Raw genomic sequence first — 18,940 nt, 5'->3', positions numbered from 1 at the left:
GCGGCAGCGGTCAATGCGCGGGTCTGACATGAGGTCCCGCACATGGACAAGCGCCGTTTCTGCCTGACGTTCGTCACCCTGCCGCTGCTTCCCGCGGCCCGCGCGGCACAACCGGCGCTGCAGTCGCTGCGCGGCGGCGGCGTGCTGCTGCTGCGTCACGCGCGCACGGATCCCGGAATCGGCGATCCACCGGGCTTTCGCATCGATGACTGTGCGACACAGCGCAATCTGTCGGCCGAAGGTCGGCAGCAGGCAAAACGGTCCGGCGAGGCGCTGGTCGAGCACGGCATCCGCTTCGACGCGGTGTGGAGCAGCGCCTGGTGCCGCTGCATCGATACCGCACGCCTGATGGTGCCGCAGCAACAGGTCGTCATCCGGCCCGAGCTGAATTCCTTCTTCGCCGGACAGGGCGACCGCGAGAGCCAGACACGCGCGCTGCGCGGCCTCATCACAAGTCTGCCGGTCGGTCACCGCGTGCTGGCCGTCACGCATCAGGTGAACATTCTCGCGCTGTGCGGCGAGGACCTCGCGATGGGTGAGGCGGTCGTACTCGGAGGTGGGCAGGACGGCACGACACGCGTGATCGGCAGGCTGACACTGTGAGCGCGCGGCGGCGCGGCTGACTGCCGCCCGCCTTGTTCGCTTCGCCGCTGCGAAATGCTCGTCGTCACGGGCGACGAAGCCCTTGTCGTCGAGCGGAGCATGGCCGTTGCAGCAAGTGTCGCAGCGGGCTTCACCCGTTAACCAGGGGGCGCAGCGGATGCGCGATCAGCCGGCGAGCGCTCGTCGTCGGCGTGCCTCGAGCGGAAGCATGCACAGACCGACGCCGATCAGCAGCATGCCTGCCATCTCGTGCACGCTCGGGCGCTCTGCCAGTTGCATCGCGGCAGCGACGACACCGATGACCGGCGTCAGCAATGACACCATGCTGGTGGTGCCTGCGGACAGACGTCGCAGGGCGTACAGCCACAACAGCCAGGCCAGCGCGTTCGCCAGCAGGATGTTGAAAGCGATCGCACCCAGCAGTGCCGGCGTCCAGCGCACCGGCGGTGCCGGCCACAGCAGCGCGCAGGCCAGCAGCGGCAAGGATCCGAAGAGCATCTGCCAGGCGGTCATGGACAGCAGATCGATGTCCGGCGCGCGCGCCTGCAGCTTCTTGACCAGGATGACCGACAGTGCCCAGAACGCCCCGGCGAGGGTGGCCAGCATCATGCTCGACCGGTCGCTGCCCAGATGCAGCGGATCCAGGATGAGCAGCAGGCCGCACAGCGTGGCCAGCGCCGACGGCCACTGCCATCCGCGCAGCGTCTCACCCAGCATGGGCCAGGCGAACACCATGACCCAGAACGGCATGGTGTAGGTGAGCACGGCGGTCTTTCCGGCGCCGCCACTCACCAGCGCGATGATGATGAGGCCGGTGAAGCCCGCGGTCTGCAGCAGGCCGAGCACGAGCAGCCACAGCGGCTTGCGTGGACGCAGCGGCCGGCGCAGCACGGCCATCAGCACGAACAGGCAGAGGGCGCCACCGAAGGTGCGCCAGGCTCCGAACTGAACCGCGTGCATGTCGTGCAGCGCGATCTTCATCACCACCCAGTTGTAGCCCCAGATGATGGCCAGCAGGCCGAGTGCCGCCAGCGCCCGGGGGGCCTGCCCCGGCGCGCTCATCGCGGGCAGCGCCCGGCCCGCGCGATGCGTGCCGGCGTGCGAGTTGCGAACGGCCCCCGATGCGCCACGGATCAGTTCCAGATGTGGGTGAGCGCGCGCAGGCTGCCATCGGGCTGCCGGCGATACACCACAGTGATATGGCCGGAGAAGGTCTGCACCGCGCCATCGGCGCCCTTGGCCCGTGCGCTCCAGCGGCCGCGCTGGGTGGCATAGCCGCCATCGCCCGCCACCGCGTGCATCTCGATGCGGTGATCGTGCACACCGCCGGCAATGGCTCCGGCGAACAGGGCCTGGATGGCCGGCAGACCGAGTGCCGCGTCGCCTCCGGCCGGCAGCACCGCGCTCTCGGCGTCGTACAGCGCGGCGACGGCCGCCGCGTCGCCGCGGTTGAACGCCTCGTCCCAGCGGGCGTTGATGGCGGCGATTTCGGTCTTCAGTGCGTCATTCATGGTCTTGTCCTTTCAGATCGGGAGGGATGCACAGTTGATAAGGAAGCTAACGATCCTGGCAACAAAAACGCCCGCGGAACGGGCGCCGAAAGATCAGGCGAACGCCTGGGTGCCCTTGCGCAATACGCCGAGCAGGGTTTGCAGCTGTTCGCGCTGCGGCTCGTCCAGCTCGACCATCAGCGCGCGCACTCGCCGGTAGTAATCGGGCATCACCTGATCCAGTGCGGCCTGGCCCGCATCAGTCAATCGCACGGTCACGCGGCGGCGGTCCGCCGCCTCGAAGCTGCGCTGCACCAGACCGTCGCGCTCGAGCCCGTCAAGCAGACCGGTCATGGTTGCCCGGGTGACGCCTGCCTTGCCGGCTAGTTCCGAGGGAGACGACTGCAAGGACTCCTCGCGGAACAGCAGGATGAGCACCCACCAGCGCCCCTGCAGCAAGCCATGGCGCAGCAGGAAGGTATCCAGCGCCTGCGACAGTTCGGTCGCCGCCCGCAACAGCACGAGCAAGGTGCTGACCGCGCTCGTGTCGGCATCGGGGTAGCGCTGGGCGAAGCGACGGAGGATGTCCGGCGTGGGCAGTTCTTTGACTTGAAGCATGTACGGAACCTTATAGTTAGCTAACTAACCTGTCAACATATGTTCCGTATCCGGCTCACGTACCCCGCTCCGGGGCTCGGATTGAAGACGGCGCATCGGAGCGGGGTCATGTTGCGTGATAATAACGAGAATCATTCTTTTTATTATAACTCCGTCATTCGAAGCCATGTCCGCCCGCGCCCCCTTCCAGCACCGCCCCCTGACGCTGTCGATTGCCCTGTTCACAACCGGCTTCTCTCTCCATGCGCAGCTACACGCGGCCTCCTCCACGGAAGAAGGAACGGCGGTACCCAGCCTGCCCGCGGTCACCGTCAAGGACGAAAGCGATAATGGCTTTGCAGTACGCAAGGCCAGCCAGACCACCGTGAAATCCGACCTGCCGCTGGACAAGCTGCCGCAATCGGTCACCGTGCTGACGCGGGACCAGATGGATGCACGCGGCGTGCAGTCGCTCACCGACGCGCTGCAGGGCGTAGCCGGCGTGGTGTCCGGCTACTATGGCCGGCGCGGTTGGGACGACTTCATCCTCCGCGGCCAGCGGGCAACCGAATCGGTGTTCCTGGACGGATTGCGGATAGAGATGGACAGCCGCATCGGACAGGAGACTTTCGGCGCCGAACGCATCGAAGTGCTGAAGGGACCGGCTTCGGTGAACTTCGGCCTGACCCAGCCCGGCGGCATGGTGAACATGGTGAGCAAGCGCCCGCGCGCGGAGGCCTTCACCGAATTCAGCTTCACTGGCGGCAGCGACAACTTCCGCCAGGCCACCTTCGACTTCGGCCGGCCGCTGTCGGAAACCGGCCGCGCCGCGCTGCGCATCAATGGCCTGCTGATGAACAGCGACGATCCGACCGATTTCGTGTACTACAAGAACCGCTGGATCGCCCCCGCGCTGTCGCTGGATCTGGGCACGCGCACCGATCTCACGATACTGACCAGCTTCCAGACGCGCGAGTACATCCGGCAGCAGGGACTTCCCGCCACCGGATCCGTGCGGCCCAACCCGAATGGCAAGGTTGACCGCAGCCTGTTCATTGGCGAACCCTCGTTCGGTCCGTATGAATCCGACCAGTCCAGGATAGGGTATGCGCTCGAACACCGTTTTGATTCCGGCTGGACCTTGCGCCAGAACTTCCGCTGGCAGGACTTCAATATGGATGGGCGCCTCATTTCCATTTCCGGACTGCAGGCGAACAATGTGCTGCTGAACCGGCAAGGAACGGTGCAGGACTTCAGCGGCTACAGCACCTCACTTGACACCCAGCTCGGCACGACCCTTGTCGCCGGCAACTTTGCCCATCACGTCATGCTCGGGGTCGACATGAACAGGTTCAACAAGCGGGAAATCACGACGCGCTGCACCGTGGCGGCACTGAACATCTACCGCCCGGTGTATGGCGCCAGCGCTTCCTGCGGCGCTACACCGCTGACCGACATCAGCGAGGAAATCCACTATACCGGTGTCTATCTGCGGGACCAGATCCGCATCGCGGACCGGGCGACCCTGAGTCTCACCACGCGACGCGACTGGTCTTCGCTGGATTCCTTCAACGAGCTGACCGCAAACTATGCAACGAAGGAAGATTACGCCACCACGACAAGTTCCTTTGGTTTCATGTACGAACTGCTACCAGGCATATCGCCCTATCTGAGCTATGCCGAATCCTTCCTGCCACAGGGCGGTTCCAGGGTCGATGGTTCAGCGGCAGCGCCGGAGACCGGCAAGCAGAACGAGGTCGGAGTGAAACTATCGTCAGCCAACGGCCGCATCCAGGGGACCGTCGCCTATTTCGACCTGGAACGGCAGAACGTGCGTGCCAGTGATCCGAACAACACCGGCTTCTACATCACGATAGGCGAGCAACGTACCCGAGGATATGAATTGGAGGTGAAGGCCGATCTCGCGAGCGGGTGGAACGTATCGGGCAGCTACGCAAACACGGACGGCGAGGTGGTACGCGACAATACGCTGGCAAATGTCGGCAAGCCGCTCGATAACCTGCCGCGTCACGCTGCTTCGCTGTGGGCCGAATACCGGGAGCGGAAAGGAATGCTGACCGGATTGGGTCTGGGCGGAGGACTTCGCTACGAAAGTGAGAAGGCGGGCTATTCCTTCAACTATGTGATTCCCGGCTACACGGTATTCGATGCCAGCGTGAGCTATATCGGCAACGGCTATCGGCTCGCTCTGGTGGTCAAGAACCTGTTCGACCGCGACTACTTTGCCGGCGGCCTGAACAACAACGTGATTCCACTCGGCGACCCGCGCCGCATCCTGGCCACGGTCACGCTGGACCTGTAATCGATGCCGTCGCAGCGCACTCTCACCCTGCTGTTTTCCGTGCATTCATGGGTCGGCATCATCACCGGCCTGCTGCTGTTCATCGTCTGCCTGTCGGGTGGGCTGGTGGTGTTCAAGCACGAGATCGACTACTGGGCCAACCCGTCGCTCCATGCACGGGCGCCGGGCGCACCGGCGGTCGGACCCGATGCCGTTCTTGCGGCAGTGCGCTCGGCCTATCCGAAAGGGCGCGCCGAGCAGATCGTGCTGCCCGACGGCAGCTCGCCCGCCTACTACGTGTTCGTGCGGGAAAAGGAAGGCAGCATGCGCACCAAGGTCGCGGTGGACGCGCGGACCGGTGAGGTGAAGGGCCAGGTGGACAGCCAGCTCGGTCAGTTCATCCGCATGCTGCATGTCTTCCTGTTCTTCGGCCCGCGCTGGATCGTGGGCTTTCTCGGCGTGCTGATGCTGGTGCTGGCACTGACCGGTTTCGTGATCCACCGCAAGATCCTGCGCGAGCTGTTCACGCTGCGCTGGGGGCGCAGCCCGCGACTGGCCATGTCGGATACGCACAAGGCTACGGCGATCTGGGGCCTGCCCTTCCATGTGCTGATCGCCTTCACCGGCGCGTGGCTGGGTCTCGCCCCCTTGTTCATCGGCAGCTACGAATACTTCGCCGGCATCCAGGATCCGCTGAAGAGCCTGCCGACGGACAAGACCAAGGCGCCGCTGGTGTCGGTCGACACGCTATTGCAACGCGCGCGCGAGGACCTGCCCGGCTTCTCGCCGGAAGTGATCACCCTGCGCAACGCGGGGCGTGCCGACGCCGTGGTGATCCTGACCGGGGATCTGCCCGATGCGCTCATCAGCACCGCGCGCCTGACCTATTCCGGCAGTGACGGTCATCGGATCGAGCGCTTCGATCCACGCGAGAGGGGCTTCTGGAGCCGCTTCAATGGCTGGATGGAGCCGCTGCACTTCGGCCATTTCGGCGGCATCACCCTGAAGGCGCTGTACGCCCTGCTGGGCGTGAGCGCGGCGGGACTTTCCGTCAGTGGCACCCTCATCTGGGCCGACCGCCGCCGACAGATGAAGCGCTCGACGCACGAGGCGCCTGCGAACGAAAGCGGAGTCGCCCATGTTTGAACGCCTCATGGCCGCCTTCATCACCGCATCCTGCAGTGCATTGCTGCTGTGCTGCGCACTGGCCGTGGCGGCCGGCCAGCGCATCGAGTGGCTGCAGGGCAATCACGGCATCGGCCCCTGGCTCTACCTGACACTCTGGCTGCTGATCGCGACCGCGAGCGCGCTGCGCCGCACCCCGTTGCAGGTGTGGCGGACAGGACTGCTGATTGCCGCCATGACAGCGGCAAGCGTCGCCGCATCCGGCCTGCTGTCGCACGCCCCGCTGGCTGCCCCGGTCGCCCTCTGCGGCGGCGTGCTCGCACTGCTGCTGGCGGCTTGCTGGCGCTCGCTCGCGAGCGCAGGCACGCCGCCCTCGTCAGCGGCTGCGCCGCGAGGCCTGCCCCGGCCGCCCCGACAGCGCCGGGCACTGGACATCCTGCGTGCAGCGCTGCCCTGGCTCGCGCTGTCCGCCTGTTTCATCGACAGCTTCCGCATCGGCATGACCAGCGGCGACCAACGCGGCACCGGTCATGCCGGCATGCTGATCACCTTTTTCCTGATGCTGCCGGCGGTATCGCTGTCGTTCTGGTTCCGCGGCGCCACCGCCATCGCCTGGCTCGCCGGATGCGCGCTGCTGGGCGCCCTGGCACTTCATGCTGACCGTCCTGTGCTGGCCTTACTGGCTCTGCTGGCCGCGGCGGGTACCTGGCATCTGCCACGCCCGCAAGCAAGTGCCGGCAGAGGCGTGCGCGCATGAGCACCGGGATGGCCGCACTGGGCAGTGCATTGATGTCCGCACCCCTGGTTGCCGCCCTGTTCTGCGGCAGCCGGGAATCCCGCATGCGCATGCAGGCCGACATCCCGGGCTGGCTTCTGTGCCATGGTCACCGCATCGCGGCCATCGGCCTGTTGCTGCAGCTCGCACTGGCGGTATGGCAGATCGGCGCGCTTGCCGGCCCGGGCACGGTACTCGCCGGCTGGATGGTGGCAGGCAGCCTGTTCGTTGCCGCGATCAATGCCTGGCCACGCCGTACTCTGCGCGCCGGCGGCGCCATCGGACTGGCAGGCTTGCTGCTGACGCTGACCGCGCTGCTGGCCTGAGCCGGCAGGCAACGCACAGCGCGTGAAGCGCGTCACCGGACCAGGACTGACGCGGCGCAGCCGCACCTGAACTTCTTCCGTATACGCCCTAGAATCAATACAGGGAGCACGTGGAGACGGCAATGGACGTGACGGAAGCAGTGGCGGCTGCGGCAGGGCTGGCCTGGGCCAGCGGCCTGCGCCCGTATGCGGTCGTTTTCCTTGCCGGACTGGCCGGGCGCATGGAATGGTTCGCGCTGCCGGGCGAGCTGGATGTGCTGGAACATCCGGTGGTCATGGGCGTGGCCGGCCTGCTCATGTGCGTGGAATTCCTCGCCGACAAGATGCCGGCGCTGGACAGCCTGTGGGACGCGCTGCACACCTTCATCCGCATTCCGGTCGGCGCCCTGCTCGCCGCGTGGGCGCTCGCGGACCAGGGCAGCGCGGGCATGTTCGCTGGCGCCTTGCTGGGCGGAACCCTCAGCGGCGCCACTCATCTGACCAAGGCGGGCGGTCGACTGGCCGTCAATGCTTCGCCCGAGCCGCTCAGCAATCTGCTCCTGTCCGCCGGTGAGGACGGTCTGGCCCTGACCGGCCTGTGGCTGGCTTTCGTCTATCCACTGGCATTCCTGATCCTGCTCGCGCTGTTCGTCATCATGCTCTGGTGGCTGCTGCCACGGATGTGGCGCTTCCTGACCGGATTGTTGTCCTGGGTTTCCGGCAAGCAAGCAACCGGTTGACCTCGATCAGATCGGTCCGGCCTCGTCGGCGTTCCAATAGCCCTACCTGATGACGAGGAGACTGTGATGAAGGCATGGAGCGATCTGCTGTCGACCGACTACGGTCTGATGAGTCTGGTAGTGATTGCCGTGGTGATCTATATGCTCATCTGGTATGCACGCTTCTTCAAGCGTCACATGGATGAGGATGCAGCGGCTGCCGCACGCAACGACAACAGCGTGAAGCCCGGCACCTGAAGACGTTCAACGGGACAGCGCGCCCCACAGCAGTCCGAGGCCGGCCACCAGCAAGTCGGCCGCCTCGGATTCATCCCCGCGCGCCCGCGCGAGCGATCGTTCCCGTTGTGCCCGTGCGTTCAGCCGCTCGCTTTCGATCAGCGCGTCGGCGATGCTTCCGGCATCCTGCGTCGTGCGCTTGACTTCGGCCGTGTGGAAGTTCTGCAGCGCACGCGCGACCGCATCGGGGTCGAGCAGCGAAAAGGCCGAGCGGCAGTGCGGGCAGGCGTGATCGCGCCGGATATCCACCGGCGCTCCGCAACTGGTGCAATACACCGCCCCCACGCGCTTCGAAAGATCGGCGATCTCGGCCGGGCTCATCTGCTGCACGAAACCCTTTTCGATCATGAATGACGAAAAGCTGCTGTAGCGACCATGATCCTGTGGACAGCGCCAGGTGATGTAACGACCGCTGCGCACCAGATCGAACCCCTTGTCCAGTCTGCTGACACAGCGCGGACAGCGCATGACGTCCGCGACCGGATGCCGCATTTCATTGCGATGCGCGTGCAGCAGCCGGAACAGGTCATTCACCGAGCCCGGAGACAGTTGCAGGCTTTCGCGATGATCGAACCAGATGCCCTGGCAGGGCCAGCAGATGTCGAGTTCCAGCGAAAGCCCGCGGTGATTGACGAAGGCATGGGCCTGCATCGGCAGGCTACAGGAAGGACAGTGCGGATGGCTGTTCATTCTCGGTCGGCAAGGGCTCGCTTTCGCCGGAATGATGCCCTGCGTCGCGTCGATGATCCAGTCATGCCTTCGTTCGGCCGATGCCCTCCGGCATCCTGCGATGGAATGTGACCGGCACCGCCTGCGCCTTGAGAACATTCGGCCGGATGCGTCCCACCACGTGCATTTCGCACTTCTTGCAGTCGAAGCGCAGCGTGAGCGTGTCATTGCCATTGATGAGCGTCATCGGCTCCGCCTTGACCATGCCGCGCAGATCGTACTCCTTCAGTTCCTTCGGACAGAGGTTGTGACTGAAGCGCAGACAGTGCTTGGTGATCATGAGTGACGCCTCGCCCAAGGTCTGGTTGGCTTCGTAGGCATCGGCAATCAGTTCCACACCATGCTTGCGATAGAAGGCGCGCGCCTTCTCGTTGTAGACATTGGCGAGATAGGACAGCTCGCTATCGGTGAAGCGCACCGGCGGCTGCACCGGCACCCCGGGCCGCGGCCGCACATGGGCCTTGAGCCTGTTCTGCTCCAGAAGGGCCACCGCGTCGCGCCGCAAGCCGTTCAGCACCGACGCGGGCAGGAAGGCGGGCTGCGCGAAACCGAAAGCGATTTCACCCGCCTCGAACATGGTGTTGCCGAGCTTGGCCAGACTGTCGCGCATCGCCGCGAGCGCACGCGCCGGGTCGCGCGCCGGCTGACGGTCATGGGCGAGTTCGGCACGCGCGCTCACCCCGTCCTCGTCGCACAGCGTCAGGGCATAGCCCTGCGCCACCTCGTCCAGTTGCAGATCGATGCGTACGCGTCGCTCCGCGGACTTGCGCTCAAGCGCGCGCTCGAAGGCCTGGTCACGGTTGCGGTACAAGGTCATGCCGGGCTTCAGATCGTCCGGCATCGCATTGGGGTAAAGACGTCGCCCCTGCGCAACATTGATGCGCAGACCGGAAACTTCCCGGTGACTGTCGTAATAGCTCAGCCCGTCGCCGTTATGGATGTCCACGGCCGCCTCGACCTCGATGTGATCGCTGCCCACACGCGTGATCGTGGCCGCCTCCTCGCCGACGAAAGCCGGCGACTCGAAGGCCTCGATGCCGTGCTGACGCCCGTTGGCGAAATAATCGGTCAGGCCGCGATTGAAGGTTTTCTCGGGTTGCGGCGTGAAGGTGAAGGTGGATCGCCCACTCGAAGCGCGCCGCAGTGCCGGACGCTCGTCCAGGATGCCATCGAGCAGCGTCCGGTAGTACGCGGTGATGTTCTTGACATAGGCCATGTCCTTCAGACGGCCCTCGATCTTGAAAGACGAGATGCCAGCGTCTATCAGCGCGCGCAGGTTGGCCGACTGGTCGTTGTCCTTCATCGACAGCAGATGCTTGTCGTGCGCCACGACACGCCCCTGCGCGTCGGTCAGCGTGTAGGGCAGACGACAGGCTTGCGAACACTCGCCGCGGTTCGCGCTGCGGCCGGTGTGCGCGTGGCTGATGTAGCACTGCCCGGAATAGGCGACACAGAGCGCCCCATGCACGAAGTACTCGAGCACGCAGGACGTGTGGGCGGCGACCTTGCGGATGTCCTCTATCGTCATTTCGCGCGCCAGCACGATCTGGGTGAAACCGACGTCCTGCAGGAAGCGCGCCTTGCGTTCGTCGCGGATGTCGGTCTGGGTCGAAGCGTGCAGCTGTATCGGTGGCAGGTCCATTTCGCACAGCGCCATGTCCTGCACGATGAGGGCATCCACCCCTGCGTCGTAAAGCTGCCAGATCGTACGGCGTGCGGGCTCGAGTTCATCGTCGCGCAATATCGTGTTCATGGTCGCGAACACGCGCGCGTGGAAGCGGTGTGCGTGTGCGCACAGGCGGGCGATGTCGGACACCTCGTTGTCCGCGCCCTTGCGCGCCCCGAACGACGGGCCGCCGATGTAGACCGCGTCGGCACCATGATTGATGGCTTCGATGCCGATTTCGGCATCGCGGGCAGGAGCAAGAAGTTCAAGCGTGCTGCGGTCGGCGGACATGGGTGCGGCGGAAGCGACAAAGACCGGATTATCGCCGATCCTGACGGCAGGCCATCAAGCCGACTCGACGCGGTCGCGTCCGGCATTCTTGGCCGCGTACAGCGCCTCATCGACGCGACCGACCAGGCTGACCGGCGTGTCATCGATCCGCATCTGCGACACGCCGGCACTCACGGTTGTGCCCAGTTCGACATCATCCACCCGGACCGGATGAGCCGCGATCAGTGCCCGGAGCGCCTCCGCCCGCCGTGATGCGTCCCCCGACGAACAGTCCTTGAGTACGACCATGAATTCCTCGCCGCCCCAGCGGCAGGCCATGTCGGAAGCGCGCAGCCCGCCACGCAGGCGCTCGCTCACCTTGCGGATGACCTCATCTCCGGCCAGATGTCCCCGCTGGTCATTGATGTTCTTGAAATGGTCGATGTCGAACAGCAACACCGATACCGGCCGGTGACTGCGCTGCACATCGGCCAGCGTCTGTTCCAGCATGGTTTCGAAAGCATGGCGATTGAGCAGACCGGTCAGTCGGTCAGTGGTCGCCATCTGCTCCAGCCGCCTCTGATATCGCGCCAGCGTGAAACCGCTCAAGGCCAGCACGGCCAGTGTCACCAGCGCACAGATGGTCAGATTGAGATAGAGCGTGCGGCGAAGGTCGGCCAGCGCCTCGCCCTCTTCCTTCTCGACGAACAGGTACCACTCCAGCTCGGGCACATAGCGCACGTTCAGCAGGTAATCGCCGCTGCGGTCGCTGTAGCGATAGGAGCCCGCTTCACTGCCGAGCACCTGATCCGCGATATCGCGCAATCCGTTGATGTCCCGTATCTGCAGACTGCCGTGCGCCGGCTTGTCACCGAACAACACGATATTCCCCTGGCGATCCACGAAGTAGACACCACGGTGGTAGCGCTGCTGGTAGCCGGACAGCAGCCGGCGCACGGTATCGACCGACAGCCCGACGCCGGTCACACCCAGGGTATTGCCGGAATAGTCGAGCACCCGGTAGTTCACGAACACGGTCATCGTGTCGGGCGCCGAGGTGTCGACATCGACATTGATCTCGTACGGCGCGCTCAGGCCGCGCGCGCGGAAATACCACTGGTCCTGTGGATCGCCCTGTCGTACGCGACGCAACACACCGTCAGGATGGTAGTAGTTGCGCGACGTTTCCGAGACGAAAAAGCTGGTGAAGGTGTCGTAGCGCGATCGGATTTCCGCCAGGAAGCGGGTCATGGCCTGGACATCGCGCTCTCCGCGCAGCACCCAGTCGCGCAGGAAGGTGTCCCCGGCCATGACCGAGGACACGAAGATCGGGCGTACCAGATCCTTCTGGATTTCCGAATACAGGGTATCGGAAGTGAGCGGCAGTTCGTTCTCGACGATGGAACGGCGGATTTCGCGCGAGGACACGCTGTAACTGATCAACGTGTTTGCCAGGAAGCCGATCGCCAGCATGATTGCGAGCACAAGCACCAACCGGCGCCCGCCGGTCACTTCCGGCGCGGCGCGGGCCGCGGTCGCCGGGGCCTGGGCGGGTGCGGCGGATGCATGCGTGGATTGCACGGCCTGCCCGGCCGGTAGAGGGCTGCTCTTGCTCATGAAGTGCCCAACCCGCGCCACGAATCGCGGCAGCCGGCTGCGCAGGAAGAATGAAGGTGCAGGGAATTTCGGCCGCACACGCGACAACTTGATGACGCGGCGCACAAATCCTTGCAGGCAGCCTCACGTGCAAGGACTTGTGCAGGCCCGTTCTCAGGCGCGGCGCGATCGGGTCATCCCGGCAAGCAGCAGCAGGCCTCCGGTCAGCATGGCCCAGCTCGCCGGCTCCGGAATGGCCGCCAGCGGCACGGTGGCCTGCAGGCTGGCAACCTCCCAGCCGATGTCGGACAGCACGGCCCAGTCCAGATCCGTCATGTACTTGCGCTGGCCGGCCGCGATCTGCGGCGCCAGCAACGGAGATTGCTCGACGCCATTCGCGATGCCGCGCAGGGAGGCGGCGAGATGGGCTTCGCTGCCATCGTTGGCGATGCCCACCGCCGAGCCCTCGTTGACCTGCGTGGCCAATTCACCGGTGAACACCAGCCCCTGCAGCAGTGCCGTCCAGCTGTCGGACGTGCCGAAGCCGAGCACATGGGCGGTTTCGTGCACCGCCACCGTGTACAGGTCGAAGCGCCCGCCAAAGCTTTCCAGCGTCGTGACGTCGGTATCGGCATACCAGTTCACCGTGCTGCTGAAACTGACGATGCCGCCCCAGGGAGCGAAGTCGCTGGGTTCCGCGGCAAGCGCGCCGGCCTGGCCGCGCGCCTCCACGGTATTGAGGAAGGCCTGCGAGCCCTGGGCTGAATAGGCGCCAGGTCCACCCACCGCGAGAATATTGCCGGCGAACTGGGTGCTGCCGACAAAGATGCGGATTTCGTCGCCCGCCACCGAAAAATTGCTGATCTGCTCGATCTCGCTGCTCATCGGGTCGAGCGGATCGAAGAACTGCGCATTGAAGCGGTTGCTTCCGGCCGACTGTATGGCAAGCAGCGTGTCGGTGAGGTTGGTACTGAACAGACTGGCGACCTGATCGAGCACGGCCCGCTTGTCGGCATCGAAGAAACCTGCGCTGTCGTAGCGGTAGTCGAAAACGACATCAACCGCCGATGCGGTGGCGGGCACGATAGCAGCCGCGGCGAACAGATAAGGGGCAAGACGCATGATGGACCTCGTGGATGGAGCGCCCCGGCGGCAAGGAAGCGTCCGGGCATGAACAGGCGAACGATGCCGCGATAGCGCGCCGCGCGCCAGTCGACACTGCACCGGCCGTGTGACATTTGCGGTCTCCGCCGCGCAAATCCATGGCGCCTTGCACACTGTCGCGGAACGGCTCAGGATAGATTGGATAATGTGGCTGTTTTCCGCCCGGACGATACCAGACGTGAAACAGAAGCCAAACCTGCCGGTTCCCGATGCGGCGGAGGACAGCGGCGTCTCCCCGCCTCACCTGCACATCCCGTCCTGGGCGGACAGGCTGCTGTTCGGTGAGGATCGCTTCCAGCGGCTGCGACTGCAGCGCACGCTGATGTCGATGCTGGTGTATGTGATCTGTCTGGCGTTGATCGAGTACTGCACGCTCCGGGGCATGGTTGCCGCGGCCACCGGGCGCACGATGCAGGCCGGCATGCTGCTCTGGATGGGCATCGTATTCGGCGTGGTTCGCAGCGGTCTTAACATGCGCTTCGCCGATCCTTCACTCACTTTCCTGCAGATCATGGCGGCCGGCGCGTGGATCACGCTGGCCTATGCGCTGTTCGCGCCGGTGCGCGGGGCGCTGCTGATGCTGCTTGTGCTGACCCTGGTTTTCGGCATATTCAACCTGAACCGCCTCGGCCGGCGCATCTACAACGCGACCGCGCTGGTCGGCACCGGCCTGACCATGCATGTCATGTCGCGCCTGCGCCCGGACGACTATCCTCCGGATGTGGAATGGGTGCATTTCGTCCTGATGGCCACCATCCTGCCCATCATGTCCATGCTGAGCGGGCAGCTCATGGGCATACGGTCGCGACTGCGCGCGCAGCGCAATGCACTCGAGGCAGCGCTGGATCGCATACGGCAACTGGCCACCCGCGACGAACTGACCGGTCTGCCCAACCGCCGCCACGCGCACGAGCTGTTCATGCAACTGGCCCGGCAGGCAGAACGCAACGGCGCGCCGCTGACGCTGTGCCTGCTCGATCTCGACCACTTCAAGCGGATCAATGACAGCTTCGGCCACGGCGCCGGTGACGAGGTGCTGAAGCGGTTCGCGACCATCGCGCTGGCGGCGCTGCGCGAATCCGACGTGTTCGCGCGCTGGGGCGGTGAGGAATTCCTGGTTCTGCTGCCTGACACCGACGCGCGACAGGCCACGACCACGATGGCGCGAGTGCGTGAGGCACTGGCCGGCGTGCGGCTGATCGCCGCGCCGGAGGGCGGGGGGGTCACTTTCTCGGCGGGACTGGTACGGTTCCGCCCGGGAGAATCGATGGAACACGTGCTCGAGCGAGCCGACTTCGCCCTTTACCGCGCGAAGTCGGACGGACGCAACCGCTGCGTGATCAGCGACTGATGGGCTTGTAGCGGATACGCTTGGGCTTGGCGCCTTCCTCGCCCAGGCGCTTCTTCTTGTCGGCTTCATACTCCTGGTAGTTGCCGTTGAAGAAAGTCCATTGCGAATCGCCCTCGGCCGCCAGAATGTGGGTGGCGATGCGATCGAGGAACCAGCGGTCGTGCGAGGTCACCAGCACGCATCCGGCGAATTCGAGCAGCGCATCTTCCAGCGCGCGCAAGGTTTCCACATCGAGGTCGTTCGACGGTTCGTCCAGCAGCAGCACATTGCCGCCGGAAATGAGCGTCTTGGCCAGGTGCAGACGGCCGCGTTCGCCGCCGGACAGGTTGCCCACGATCTTCTGCTGATCGCCGCCCTTGAAGTTGAAGCGGCCGATGTAGGCGCGGCTGGGCATTTCGAACTTGCCCACGGTGAGGATGTCGGCGCCATCGGCGATCGCCTCGAAAACCGTCCTGTTCGGCTCCAGCCCTTCGCGCGACTGGTCAACCGCCGCCAGCTTGACCGTCGGACCGATCACGATTTCACCGGCGTCCGGCTTTTCCTTGCCCTGGATCATCCGGAACAGCGTGGACTTGCCTGCGCCATTCGGACCGATCACGCCGACGATGGCTCCCGGGGGCACGGAAAAGCTCAGGTTGTCGATCAGCAGACGGTCACCGAAGCCCTTGGATACGCCATTGAACTCGATCACCTTGTCGCCGAGACGTTCGCCCGGCGGAATGAAGATTTCCTGGGTTTCGTTGCGCTTCTGGTATTCGACGCTGCTCATTTCCTCGTAGCGGGCCAGACGCGCCTTGGACTTGGCCTGACGCGCCTTCGGGTTCTGGCGCACCCATTCCAGTTCGGTCTTCATCGCCTTCATGTGGGCGTCGACCTGCTTGTTCTCCTGCTCCAGCCGCGCTTCCTTCTGTTCGAGCCAGCTCGAGTAGTTGCCCTTCCACGGGATGCCGTGACCGCGGTCCAGTTCCAGGATCCACTCGGCCGCATTGTCCAGGAAGTAGCGATCGTGCGTCACCGCGACCACGGTGCCGGGGAAACGCACCAGGAACTGTTCCAGCCACTCGACTGATTCGGCGTCCAGGTGGTTGGTCGGCTCGTCGAGCAGCAGCATGTCGGGCTTGGACAGCAGCAGCTTGCACAGCGCCACGCGGCGCTTCTCGCCGCCGGACAGCGGCCCGATCTTCGCATCCCAGGGCGGCAGTCGCAGCGCATCGGCGGCGATTTCCATCTGCGTCTCGACATCGGTGCCCGCAGCCGCAAGCACCGCCTCGTACTTCGCCTGTTCCTCGGCCAGCTTGTCGAAATCGGCGTCGGGCTCGGCATAGGCGGCGTAGATCTGTTCCAGCTTCTGGCGCGCCTCGACAATTTCGCCGAGCGCGGATTCCACCTCCTCGCGCACGGTCCTGTCCGGATCCAGCTCCGGTTCCTGCGGCAGGTAGCCGATGCGCACGCCGGGCTGGTGCTGCACCTCGCCTTCGTATTCGTGGTCGGCGTTGGCCATGATGCGCAGCACCGTGGACTTGCCGGAACCATTCAAGCCGAGCAGGCCGATCTTGGCACCCGGAAAGAAGGACAGCGAAATGTCCTTGATGATCTGGCGTTTCGGGGGAACCACCTTGCTCACGCGGAGCATGGACATCACATATTGGGCCATTTTTCTGATGCAGTCACGACAGGGCAAGTCGGCAAGTATGCCCCAAGCGGGCTGCGCGTGCGGCAACGGGCGGGGTGAACCGGACATCCGCCATTCGTCGGATGACAGGCGATGAAATTCGGCGTTCAATGCGGACATGAGCGACGGCTCCCACCCGCCCCAAGCCCCCGCCGGGTCAGTCGAGAAGTCTCCTGTCGGGGCACATGTCCACCCGCTCCTGCTCGCAGCCGTCCTTGTGCTGGCAGGCTGTCTGGTCGCGTGGTTCATGGTGGGCAAACGCCACCATGAGCGCACCCAGGAACGGCTGCAGTTCATTACGCGGGACCTCGGACAGCGCATCGAACAGCGCATGCAGGCCTATTGCCAGATTCTGCGCGGCGCACGCGCGCTGTTCGACGCTTCCGACGAGGTCACCGAACAGGACTGGCGCCGCTACACATCGGCGCTGTCGCTGCAAACCGACTTCCCGGGTATTCAGGGCGTCGGCTTCGCGCTCTACATTCCGGCCGGTCAGCTCGAGGTGCATCAGGCATCGATGCGACGGGCGGGATATGCGGACTATGTGGTGCGTCCCCCCAGCGTGCGCGACGAATACAGCAGCATCGTGTTTCTCGAACCGATGGACTGGCGAAACCAGCGCGCCTTCGCGTTCGACATGATGTCCGAGCCGGTCAGGCGGGAGGCGATGCATCGCGCACGTGACAGCGGCGAACCCGCCCTGAGCGGTCGCGTCGTCCTGGTGCAGGAAACCGAACATGATATCCAGTCGGGCGTGCTGCTCTACCTGCCGAGCTATCATCCGGGCATGGCGACCGACACGGTCGAGCAGCGCAGAGCCGCGCTGCGAGGCTGGGTATACAGCCCGTTCCGCATGAAGGACCTGATGCGCGGAACGCTGGGAGATCATCTTGACGGCGTGCGTCTGCGCATTTTCGACGGCGAAGAGGCCAGACCGGAACGGCTGATTTTCGACAGTCACGATGGCGATCCGGTCCGGTTCGATGCGCCCTCGCACACGCAATCCATCGGCATGGAAGGACGGCGTTGGCGACTTCTGGTCGAACAGCGCGAAGAAGCGGCATCCGACATCGATCTCTGGTACACCGAGCTCGCGCTGGTGGGATTGTTCGGCGCGCTCGCGCTCACGCTCGCGACCGGCCTCGGGAACGCGCGCCTGAACAACGCCCGTCTGGCTGAACTGGGCGCGTCCCTTGCAGCAAGCAACCGCCTGTACTCGACCCTGGTGAACCTGTCCGGCGAAGGCATTCTTTCGCTTGATGAGCAGGGTCGCATCGAATTCGTCAACCCGGGACTGCAGCGCATGCTGACCCGATCGGCGTCCGACATCGAAGGACTTTCGCTGGACGAGCTCGCGGCTGCGAATGGTCGCCACGCGGCAGCATCGATGGCGGCAGCGCTCATGGCCGGAGAGTCGGTGCGCATGGAGCTCACGCTGGACGGGCGCGCCCGCGGCGAAGTCACCGTGCTGGCGTCTGGCGTGTCGCGAAGCAATGAAGCGGGTCAGGCGGCGGGCGCCATTATCGTGATGGCCGACATCAGTGATCGCAAGGCGGACGAGGCGCGGATTGCCTGGCTGGCCACCCACGACGGCCTGACCGGCCTGCCCAACCGCGCCCTGCTGGCGGACAGGCTGAACCGCACCCTGGTGACGGCCCGGCGCTACGGACGCAGCTTCTGCCTCATGTTCATCGACCTGGACCATTTCAAGGCGGTCAATGACCGACTGGGCCATGGCGCTGGCGATGCCCTTCTCGTCGAGGCCACGCGTCGCATGCAGGGCTGCCTGCGCGCGGCGGATACGCTCGCGCGCTACGGCGGCGACGAATTCGTCGCTCTGTTGCCGGAAACACGTTCGGTCGACGCCGCGCGTGCAGTCGCGGAGAAAATACGCGCCCGGCTCGGCGAGCCTTTCCTGACACGCGACGGCACGGCACACATATCGGCCAGCGTGGGCATCACACTCTGTCCCGATGACGGGGACGATGTGGACACGCTGGTGGGAAGAGCCGACTGCGCCATGTATGCCGCAAAAGCCGACGGCAGGAATACCATCGCGGTCTGGAACGCGTCTGCCATGGACGAGCGATAACCCACCCCATCCCCCATGATCGGATCCATAGGCCTCATCGTCATCGGCGCGCTGCTGCTTGCCGCCAATCTCGACCTTTTCTCCCTGCGCGAACTGGCGCATCTGTTCGGCACCTGGTGGCCAGCCCTGCTCATCGCGGCCGGAGTGGCCGGACTGATCCGCAAACGCTGAGGCCCGGGAGCGCCTT

18 protein-coding genes are annotated in these 18,940 nt (G+C 64.9%); 10 read left to right on the top strand and 8 right to left on the bottom strand.

Going from position 1 to position 18,940, the window contains the following annotated elements; genetic code table 11:
* Positions 1 to 42 precede the first annotated feature (42 nt).
* Positions 43 to 603: a histidine phosphatase family protein gene (locus A3Q7_RS0100195; protein WP_018409819.1), complete on the top strand. Its 561-nt coding sequence runs from the start codon at positions 43 to 45 to the stop codon at positions 601 to 603.
* Between the two features lie 165 nt (positions 604 to 768).
* Here A3Q7_RS0100195 and A3Q7_RS0100190 read toward each other — a convergent pair whose 3' ends face one another.
* The 3 genes from A3Q7_RS0100190 to A3Q7_RS0100180 all read right to left on the bottom strand — a co-directional run bounded on the left by A3Q7_RS0100190 (position 769) and on the right by A3Q7_RS0100180 (position 2,711).
* Positions 769 to 1,665, bottom strand: a complete 897-nt coding sequence (locus A3Q7_RS0100190) for a DMT family transporter (protein ID WP_018409818.1) — start codon at positions 1,663 to 1,665, stop codon at positions 769 to 771.
* A gap of 71 nt (positions 1,666 to 1,736) precedes the next feature.
* The gene (locus tag A3Q7_RS0100185; protein ID WP_018409817.1) at positions 1,737 to 2,114 is read right to left on the bottom strand and encodes a YybH family protein; all 378 of its coding nucleotides are present in this window, start codon (positions 2,112 to 2,114) and stop codon (positions 1,737 to 1,739) included.
* Between the two features lie 93 nt (positions 2,115 to 2,207).
* Positions 2,208 to 2,711, bottom strand: a complete 504-nt coding sequence (locus A3Q7_RS0100180) for a MarR family winged helix-turn-helix transcriptional regulator (RefSeq protein WP_018409816.1) — start codon at positions 2,709 to 2,711, stop codon at positions 2,208 to 2,210.
* A gap of 166 nt (positions 2,712 to 2,877) precedes the next feature.
* On the opposite strand from A3Q7_RS0100180, the gene A3Q7_RS0100175 reads away from it, so the two are divergent.
* The 6 genes from A3Q7_RS0100175 to A3Q7_RS20365 all read left to right on the top strand — a co-directional run bounded on the left by A3Q7_RS0100175 (position 2,878) and on the right by A3Q7_RS20365 (position 8,174).
* On the top strand, positions 2,878 to 5,013 hold the full coding sequence (locus A3Q7_RS0100175) for a TonB-dependent siderophore receptor (protein WP_018409815.1): 2,136 nt from the start codon (positions 2,878 to 2,880) through the stop codon (positions 5,011 to 5,013).
* A gap of 3 nt (positions 5,014 to 5,016) precedes the next feature.
* Complete coding sequence (locus A3Q7_RS0100170) at positions 5,017 to 6,138, top strand: PepSY-associated TM helix domain-containing protein (RefSeq protein WP_018409814.1); 1,122 nt, start codon at positions 5,017 to 5,019, stop codon at positions 6,136 to 6,138.
* The gene (locus A3Q7_RS19060) at positions 6,131 to 6,874 is read left to right on the top strand and encodes a hypothetical protein (protein WP_198289144.1); all 744 of its coding nucleotides are present in this window, start codon (positions 6,131 to 6,133) and stop codon (positions 6,872 to 6,874) included. The genes A3Q7_RS0100170 and A3Q7_RS19060 overlap by 8 nt, the downstream gene beginning before the upstream one ends.
* Entirely contained in the window at positions 6,871 to 7,218 is a 348-nt protein-coding gene (locus A3Q7_RS0100160; protein WP_026224309.1) for a hypothetical protein, read from the top strand. Before A3Q7_RS19060 ends, A3Q7_RS0100160 begins: the two co-directional genes overlap by 4 nt.
* Positions 7,219 to 7,340: 122 nt before the next feature.
* Complete coding sequence (locus A3Q7_RS0100155; protein ID WP_018409811.1) at positions 7,341 to 7,937, top strand: DUF4126 domain-containing protein; 597 nt, start codon at positions 7,341 to 7,343, stop codon at positions 7,935 to 7,937.
* A gap of 66 nt (positions 7,938 to 8,003) precedes the next feature.
* The gene (locus tag A3Q7_RS20365) at positions 8,004 to 8,174 is read left to right on the top strand and encodes a DUF3149 domain-containing protein (RefSeq protein ID WP_018409810.1); all 171 of its coding nucleotides are present in this window, start codon (positions 8,004 to 8,006) and stop codon (positions 8,172 to 8,174) included.
* A 6-nt stretch (positions 8,175 to 8,180) separates the two neighbouring features.
* Here the strand turns inward: A3Q7_RS20365 and A3Q7_RS0100145 are convergent, their stop codons facing one another.
* From A3Q7_RS0100145 to A3Q7_RS0100130, 4 genes are all read right to left on the bottom strand, one after another.
* Positions 8,181 to 8,903: a zf-TFIIB domain-containing protein gene (locus A3Q7_RS0100145; RefSeq protein ID WP_040570654.1), complete on the bottom strand. Its 723-nt coding sequence runs from the start codon at positions 8,901 to 8,903 to the stop codon at positions 8,181 to 8,183.
* Between the two features lie 61 nt (positions 8,904 to 8,964).
* Positions 8,965 to 10,899, bottom strand: a complete 1,935-nt coding sequence (locus A3Q7_RS0100140; protein ID WP_018409808.1) for a peptidase U32 family protein — start codon at positions 10,897 to 10,899, stop codon at positions 8,965 to 8,967.
* A gap of 54 nt (positions 10,900 to 10,953) precedes the next feature.
* Positions 10,954 to 12,495 carry a sensor domain-containing diguanylate cyclase gene (locus tag A3Q7_RS0100135; protein WP_157278038.1) on the bottom strand — a complete coding sequence of 514 codons (1,542 nt, stop codon included), beginning with the start codon at positions 12,493 to 12,495 and terminating at the stop codon, positions 10,954 to 10,956.
* Between the two features lie 153 nt (positions 12,496 to 12,648).
* On the bottom strand, positions 12,649 to 13,596 hold the full coding sequence (locus A3Q7_RS0100130; protein WP_018409806.1) for a PEP-CTERM domain protein: 948 nt from the start codon (positions 13,594 to 13,596) through the stop codon (positions 12,649 to 12,651).
* Positions 13,597 to 13,816: 220 nt separating this feature from the next.
* Between A3Q7_RS0100130 and A3Q7_RS0100120 the strand changes: the two genes are divergently transcribed.
* Positions 13,817 to 14,989 carry a GGDEF domain-containing protein gene (locus A3Q7_RS0100120; RefSeq protein ID WP_232417743.1) on the top strand — a complete coding sequence of 391 codons (1,173 nt, stop codon included), beginning with the start codon at positions 13,817 to 13,819 and terminating at the stop codon, positions 14,987 to 14,989.
* Here the strand turns inward: A3Q7_RS0100120 and ettA are convergent.
* Positions 14,979 to 16,643, bottom strand: coding sequence for an energy-dependent translational throttle protein EttA (ettA, locus tag A3Q7_RS0100115; RefSeq protein WP_026224308.1), 1,665 nt, complete (start codon positions 16,641 to 16,643; stop codon positions 14,979 to 14,981). The two genes, A3Q7_RS0100120 and ettA, sit on opposite strands and share 11 nt — an antisense overlap.
* 235 nt (positions 16,644 to 16,878) lie before the next feature.
* Between ettA and A3Q7_RS0100110 the strand changes: the two genes are divergently transcribed.
* Both A3Q7_RS0100110 and A3Q7_RS20865 read left to right on the top strand, forming a co-directional pair.
* Entirely contained in the window at positions 16,879 to 18,753 is a 1,875-nt protein-coding gene (locus tag A3Q7_RS0100110; RefSeq protein ID WP_018409802.1) for a CHASE domain-containing protein, read from the top strand.
* Between the two features lie 15 nt (positions 18,754 to 18,768).
* A complete protein-coding gene (locus tag A3Q7_RS20865; RefSeq protein WP_018409801.1) occupies positions 18,769 to 18,924 on the top strand; it encodes a LiaI-LiaF-like domain-containing protein in 156 nt (51 codons plus the stop codon).
* The last annotated feature ends 16 nt before the right edge of the window (positions 18,925 to 18,940 follow it).

The organism is Methyloversatilis thermotolerans (genome assembly GCF_000372885.1).
In the GTDB taxonomy this organism is placed as follows: domain Bacteria; phylum Pseudomonadota; class Gammaproteobacteria; order Burkholderiales; family Rhodocyclaceae; genus Methyloversatilis; species Methyloversatilis thermotolerans.
Note: the sequence above shows the minus strand (reverse complement) of the source record. Positions and strands in the feature narration are given on the sequence as shown.

Coding starts and splice junctions, on each gene's coding strand:
- A3Q7_RS20365 (WP_018409810.1), top strand. CDS start 8,004: ATGAAGGCATGGAGCGATCTGCTGTCGACCGACTACGGTCTGATGAGT.
- A3Q7_RS0100195 (WP_018409819.1), top strand. CDS start 43: ATGGACAAGCGCCGTTTCTGCCTGACGTTCGTCACCCTGCCGCTGCTT.
- A3Q7_RS0100175 (WP_018409815.1), top strand. CDS start 2,878: ATGTCCGCCCGCGCCCCCTTCCAGCACCGCCCCCTGACGCTGTCGATT.
- A3Q7_RS0100130 (WP_018409806.1), bottom strand. CDS start 13,596: ATGCGTCTTGCCCCTTATCTGTTCGCCGCGGCTGCTATCGTGCCCGCC.
- ettA (WP_026224308.1), bottom strand. CDS start 16,643: ATGGCCCAATATGTGATGTCCATGCTCCGCGTGAGCAAGGTGGTTCCC.
- A3Q7_RS0100140 (WP_018409808.1), bottom strand. CDS start 10,899: ATGTCCGCCGACCGCAGCACGCTTGAACTTCTTGCTCCTGCCCGCGAT.
- A3Q7_RS0100180 (WP_018409816.1), bottom strand. CDS start 2,711: ATGCTTCAAGTCAAAGAACTGCCCACGCCGGACATCCTCCGTCGCTTC.
- A3Q7_RS0100170 (WP_018409814.1), top strand. CDS start 5,017: ATGCCGTCGCAGCGCACTCTCACCCTGCTGTTTTCCGTGCATTCATGG.
- A3Q7_RS0100135 (WP_157278038.1), bottom strand. CDS start 12,495: ATGAGCAAGAGCAGCCCTCTACCGGCCGGGCAGGCCGTGCAATCCACG.
- A3Q7_RS0100160 (WP_026224309.1), top strand. CDS start 6,871: ATGAGCACCGGGATGGCCGCACTGGGCAGTGCATTGATGTCCGCACCC.
- A3Q7_RS0100190 (WP_018409818.1), bottom strand. CDS start 1,665: ATGAGCGCGCCGGGGCAGGCCCCCCGGGCGCTGGCGGCACTCGGCCTG.
- A3Q7_RS0100145 (WP_040570654.1), bottom strand. CDS start 8,903: ATGAACAGCCATCCGCACTGTCCTTCCTGTAGCCTGCCGATGCAGGCC.
- A3Q7_RS0100185 (WP_018409817.1), bottom strand. CDS start 2,114: ATGAATGACGCACTGAAGACCGAAATCGCCGCCATCAACGCCCGCTGG.
- A3Q7_RS0100155 (WP_018409811.1), top strand. CDS start 7,341: ATGGACGTGACGGAAGCAGTGGCGGCTGCGGCAGGGCTGGCCTGGGCC.
- A3Q7_RS19060 (WP_198289144.1), top strand. CDS start 6,131: ATGTTTGAACGCCTCATGGCCGCCTTCATCACCGCATCCTGCAGTGCA.
- A3Q7_RS20865 (WP_018409801.1), top strand. CDS start 18,769: ATGATCGGATCCATAGGCCTCATCGTCATCGGCGCGCTGCTGCTTGCC.